The organism is Bradyrhizobium sp. (assembly GCF_035570375.1).
Lineage (GTDB): Bacteria > Pseudomonadota > Alphaproteobacteria > Rhizobiales > Xanthobacteraceae > Bradyrhizobium.
On record NZ_DATMLW010000245.1, the window covers coordinates 1 to 5396 of the forward strand.

Below are 5396 nucleotides of genomic sequence, written 5' to 3' on the forward strand. Positions count from 1 at the left end.
GATCGGCAGCCGGCCGAAATGGCCCATATCGGCATACATGGCCTCCGCGCCGGTGAGCGCCAAAAAGGCGGCGCCGAGCACGGCGAAGGCGATGCCGGGTCCCGCGTGGCTGAGATAGAGCACGGCGTGATGTGGGCTGACCGCGGCAAGGATGGACGGGCTTTGCAAGATTCCCCTGAGGCCGAGCACGGCGATTGCTATGAACCACACGAGCATTACCGGCCCGAAGATGTTGCCGACGAACTCGGTTCCCTTCCGCTGCACCAGGAATAGGCCGACGAGGATTGTAATCGTGATGGGTACGACCATTGGCGCGAGCGCGGGCGCATCGATCTTCAGACCTTCGACGGCGCTGAGCACCGAGATTGCCGGCGTGATCACGCCGTCGCCATAAAGTAGCGCGGCCCCGATCAGGCCGACGATGAGCAGGGAGGCCCGCGCGCTTCCGCGTGGGGCGTGCCTTGCGTCGAGGAGCGCGAGCAGTGCCACGATGCCGCCTTCGCCGTGATTGTCCGCGCGCAGGATCAGAATGGCGTATTTGAGCCCAACGATGAGGAGAAGCGCCCAGAAAATCAGCGAGACTGCGCCCATGACCGTCTCAGGTGCGGGCCCCCCGCCGGCGTCGACGGCCTGCTTCAGCCCATAGAGCGTGCTGGTGCCAATATCGCCGTAGACGACGCCGAGCGCCGTGAGCACCACAACGGCGGGCAGCCTTCGGGCGTCTTGCTGCGGCACCCCATCGGTCGTCTGAAGGGCCTGGGCCATCCGAACGTCCCTTCCCTGAGCTTCGAAAGTATGCACGAAAATGGCGCGCTGGAAAGCTTGTAGTGGGGCGCGACTTGCGCGGTATCCGCCCTCATCGTCAGGGCTAGAGCCCAACAGAGCCAGCGCGGTTCCGGCGGGCAGCAAACGCTAGCGCGGCACCACGCGCTTATCCTTCATCCGCTTCGAGTGGTCGTAGATCTTGCCGGTAACGATGGGGCGGGCTTGAAAAACGCTCTCAGCGGCGGCAGTCTCGGCCTGACTGAGGCCTCGATCTGGAGAATCTCGGCTTATACCGATCGATGCAAGGATCGAAATGAAGCAGCGGCTTATAATGTGGCTTGCCGTTGTTGCGGGCGTCGTCCTGGTGCTCGCTGTCGCCTGGGCCGCCATCCTCTTGACCCGCCCGGAGCCTATTCGCATCGCGTTCGCCAATTCGCTCTCTGGCCCGTCCGCCCCGACCGGGACGGAAAGCCTGGACGCGACGCAGCTTGCAATCGACGAGGTGAACGCCAAGGGTGGCGTCAACGGACGGCCGATCGAACTCGTCCTGTTCGACGACGCGAGCGATCCAGCCGTGGCGCGCGCGAATGCGCAGGCGATTGCCGACAGCCCGTGCGTCGCCGTGCTCGGACATTTTCTCAGCTCCACCTCGCTCGCAGCCGCGCCGGCATACAAGGATGCGCGAATCCCGGCGCTGACGGGAAGCGCGGCTGCCGACGATCTAACATCCGGCAATGAATACTATTTTCGCGCGCAGACGCCGATCTCCACGCAGGCGCGCTCGATTGCGGAACATCTGCGCGCTGTGATGAAGGAGCCAAAAGTCCGCCTCGTTCACACCCGTGATGCCTACGGCGAGAGTTTTGTGAGCGGATTTGCAGCGGCCTATCCGTTGGTGCAGTGGCGTGTGTTCGGACTGGACGTCGCCTCAGGGCAGATCGGATCGATGGACGAGGCGCTGGAGGCCGCCGCGCAGGAGCCGGGACCCGGCGTCATCGTCATCGGCGCGGCAGCCGATTTTGACGCTGATATCGTCAAGGCGCTGCGCCGCCGCGGCATCAAGGGGACGATCATCGCATCCCAGGGCGCAGCCCGCGAAAGCTATTTGCAGAATTTCGTCAACGAGCCCGAGGAAAAAGCGCATCCGGGTTTCTTCAGCGAGAATCTGTATGCCGCATCGTCGCTGATTTTCGACAGCGCCGGCGTGGCGGCGCAGGGCTTTGCCGCCGACTACAAGACGAAAGTGGGAACCTCGCCAAGCTGGCTCGCCGGCGGCGCATATGACGCTGCGCGCCTGATGATCGAGGCGCTGAAACGGGCTGACGTCAAGAACAGGTCCGACAGCAAGATTGCAGATCGCGACCGTGTCCGCGTCGCACTGGGTGCGATCGACAGTCCGAAATCGGCGGTCGCTGGGCTGACTGGGCGGCTCTATTTCAACACGAACCGCGACATTCCGCGCCCGATCCGGCTGGGTTTCTTCCGCTACGGCCGGTTCGTCACGGCGCCGCTGCAACTCGTGCACATTGATCAGCCCAATGGCATCGATCTCGCTGCGGAACGCGAGAAAGGCCATGTCGTGACGTTCAGGGACCGGCATTACTGGATTCAGCGTGTCGTCTATACCGGCATTGACATCAATCGCGTCAGCCGCGTCGACATGAAGCAGAATTCGTTCAGCGTCGACTTCTATCTCTGGATGCGGTTCGCCGGCGACGACGAGGCGCAGACCCATGTCGAATTCCCGGCCTTGCTGGATCGCGGGGCGTTCGATCCGGCCCGGCCAGTGCAGGCCGGACAGGAAGACGGCCTGAGCTATCGGCTCTATCGGATCAACGGCGATTTCAAAGCCCGCTTCGATCTCCACGACTATCCGTTCGATACGCAGCAGTTGCTTCTGCATTTCCAGAACACGGAACAGCGGCGGGAACTCGTCACCTATGTCATCGATCGGTTCGGCTTGCGCCTCGCCGACGACGGAAGCTCGCGGGCCGAGGACGGGGCCTATTCCGGACTTCCGCTCTGGCGATTTCTCGGACTGAACTATTTCGTCGAATCCCTGTCCAGCGGATCGACGCTCGGAAAGGCGTCTTTGTTTGGTGCCGAGGCAAGGACGGAATTCGCAGGCTTCGATGCGGCCATCATGCTGCGCCGCAGCTCCGCCATCTACATGCTGAAGAACCTGCTGCCGCTGTTTCTGCTCGTGCTCGTCGTATTCGCGACGCTGTTCTTTCCCGAAACCATGTTTCGTGAACGCGTGACGATTCCAGTGACCTCGATCCTGGCGAGCGCGGTGCTGCTCGTGGCGGTGAACAGTCAGATCGGCGATGTCGGATACACGGTGGTGGTCGAAGAGATGTTCTACATTTTCTTTATACTATGCCTGATGACGATAGTGGCGGGCTACAGACATGAAAAACTTCGGGACGCCGGCCGAAAGCGCGTCGCCGTTGTTTCGGATCACGTAGCGCGGCTCATTTATGCCGGGACGGTGCTCGTTGTCATCGTCGTGCTCTACCGGCGTTATGCCGTGTGAGGCAAGCGTGGATACCTCGCCGGTCCTCCACACCTTCTTGAAATTCGCAGCGCCGAACTCGTGCAGACTTTGGACCTACGACTCGCAAGTTTGGATGCCGGGAGACGCGGCCAATTCGGCGTGCGGGTCGCAGAAGGTCGGCATTTCTACTGACAGGCGAAACGCCCCGAAACAGTCTGGAAAGTCCGCAACGGCCAAACCCGGATGTCACTTGTCCCCATGAGGCGCCTCTCAATCCAGTTTGTCGAGCAAAGCCTTTGCTTGCTGGAGATCCGGAATGGCCAAAACGGCAGTCATTGCCTGGGCCAGGGCCACGAAGGCCCATGTGGCCTATTGCGAAAGGTGCCCTCCATTTCTGAACGACCCCATATCTCGCTTGGCCGCGACCTAGATCGAATCTCGATGGTGTAAAAGTTGAGCGCTCGCACTCGTGGTTATTAACGACGATCTCGGCAAAATCGCGCGCATAAGTTGTCCGAAGCAATGAATAGGCGTCCCGAGATTCCGTAACACCCGATCAGCGAACGGCAACGCGAATTGTTGAGTCCGGCAAGGCGCGTGCCAGCGCCAAGCTGCACACCCCGTTTAACCGTCGCTCCTAGGGGTTAGTGGGTGTCGACGAGCTTTGCCCAGCAAAACCGAGAGCGCATTAACGGAGAATAATTTGCTAACGTGTTCCCGCGCCGGAGTGGGACCGCACATCGACGGTCGCAAGCAAGCCCGGATTGCAATAGATTACCCGCATGAAGAAAATCGGCTTCCTCTCATTCGGGCACTGGACGCCCTCATCGCAATCGCAGACCCGCTCGGCGGCAGACACACTCCTGCAATCCATCGACCTGGCGGTTGCCGCCGAGGAATTGGGTGCAGACGGGGCCTATTTTCGAGTCCATCATTTCGCCCGCCAGCTTGCCTCGCCTTTCCCGCTGCTGGCGGCCGTCGGCGCGAAGACCAGCCGCATCGAGATCGGCACGGCGGTGATCGACATGCGCTACGAGAACCCTTTCTACATGGCCGAGGACGCTGGGGCCGCCGATCTCATAGCCGGCCAGCGTCTGCAGCTAGGCATCAGCAGAGGGTCGCCCGAGCAGGTGGTCGATGGCTGGCGATATTTCGGTTGTCAGCCAGCCGAAGGCGAGAGCGACGCCGACATGGGGCGGCGTCATGCCGAGGTCTTTTACGACCTGCTGCGCGGTGAGGGCTTCGCCCAGCCGAATCCACGACCGATGTTTCCAAACCCGCCCGGGTTGCTGCGCCTGGAACCCCATTCTGATGGCCTGCGCGACCGGATCTGGTGGGGCGCCGGCTCGAACGCCACGGCGATCTGGGCAGCAAAACTCGGGATGAACCTGCAGAGCTCGACACTCAAGAACGACGAAACAGGCGAGGCTTTTCATGTGCAGCAGGCGGCCCAGATCCGGGCCTACCGCGCCGCCTGGAAGGAGGCAGGCCACGCTCGCGAGCCGCGGGTCTCAGTCAGTCGCAGCATCTTCGCGCTGATGGACGATCGTGATCGCACCTATTTCGGGCGCGGGCGCGAGGATGATGACCAGGTCGGATTCATCGACGAGAGGACTCGGGCGATCTTCGGCCGCAGCTATGCCGCCGAGCCGCACGTACTTATCGAGCAGCTCCGGAAAGACGAAGCTATCACCGAGGCCGACACGCTGCTGCTGACCGTCCCCAACCAATTGGGCGTTGCCTACAACGCGCATGTGATCGAAGCGATTCTGACCCACGTCGCTCCCGCCCTGGGGTGGCGCTAACGCAGCGGCTTGGCATATCTCACTTATAGGCGTCCGGGTTGAGCGTTGCTTTCACCGAGGAAGACAGTGCCGAAACGGCGTCGGAGACTCTGCTACCCGACCGCCCGGCTTCACCTCATCCGAACCTTGTTATGGAAGGGGGATAAAAGCTCCGGAATATCAACTCCACCAGGCTCGCGAGGCATACGAGAGGGCGCAGAAGATCGAAGACGTGAATGAACGACGGCGGCAAGCAGCAACTTCCTTGCGTGATGTGCGCCGCAATGCGGGACAAGTCTGTGTCTCGCCGACGCGGGAATTGCTTTCGGAAATGCTCGGTGTGAGGCGAA

3 protein-coding genes and 1 pseudogene are annotated in these 5396 nt (G+C 61.7%); 3 read left to right on the plus strand and 1 reads right to left on the minus strand.

Annotated features, from left to right (window positions below):
- Positions 1-765, minus strand: a 765-nt coding sequence (locus VNX23_RS26925) for a KUP/HAK/KT family potassium transporter (protein WP_325634610.1), incomplete at its 3' end; no start/stop codon positions are given.
- 313 nt (positions 766-1078) lie between these two features.
- On the opposite strand from VNX23_RS26925, the gene VNX23_RS26930 reads away from it, so the two are divergent.
- The 3 genes and pseudogenes from VNX23_RS26930 to VNX23_RS26940 form a co-directional block, all read left to right on the plus strand.
- On the plus strand, positions 1079-3301 hold the full coding sequence (locus VNX23_RS26930) for an ABC transporter substrate-binding protein (protein WP_325634611.1): 2223 nt from the start codon (positions 1079-1081) through the stop codon (positions 3299-3301).
- A gap of 743 nt (positions 3302-4044) precedes the next feature.
- Complete coding sequence (locus VNX23_RS26935) at positions 4045-5067, plus strand: LLM class flavin-dependent oxidoreductase (RefSeq protein WP_325634612.1); 1023 nt, start codon at positions 4045-4047, stop codon at positions 5065-5067.
- A 38-nt stretch (positions 5068-5105) separates the two neighbouring features.
- Positions 5106-5396, plus strand: a pseudogene (locus tag VNX23_RS26940) (hypothetical protein); the annotation flags it as partial.

Bases quoted from the DNA above. Each gene is read 5' to 3' on its own strand.
- VNX23_RS26930 (WP_325634611.1), top strand. From the start codon at position 1,079: ATGAAGCAGCGGCTTATAATGTGGCTTGCCGTTGTTGCGGGCGTCGTC.
- VNX23_RS26935 (WP_325634612.1), top strand. From the start codon at position 4,045: ATGAAGAAAATCGGCTTCCTCTCATTCGGGCACTGGACGCCCTCATCG.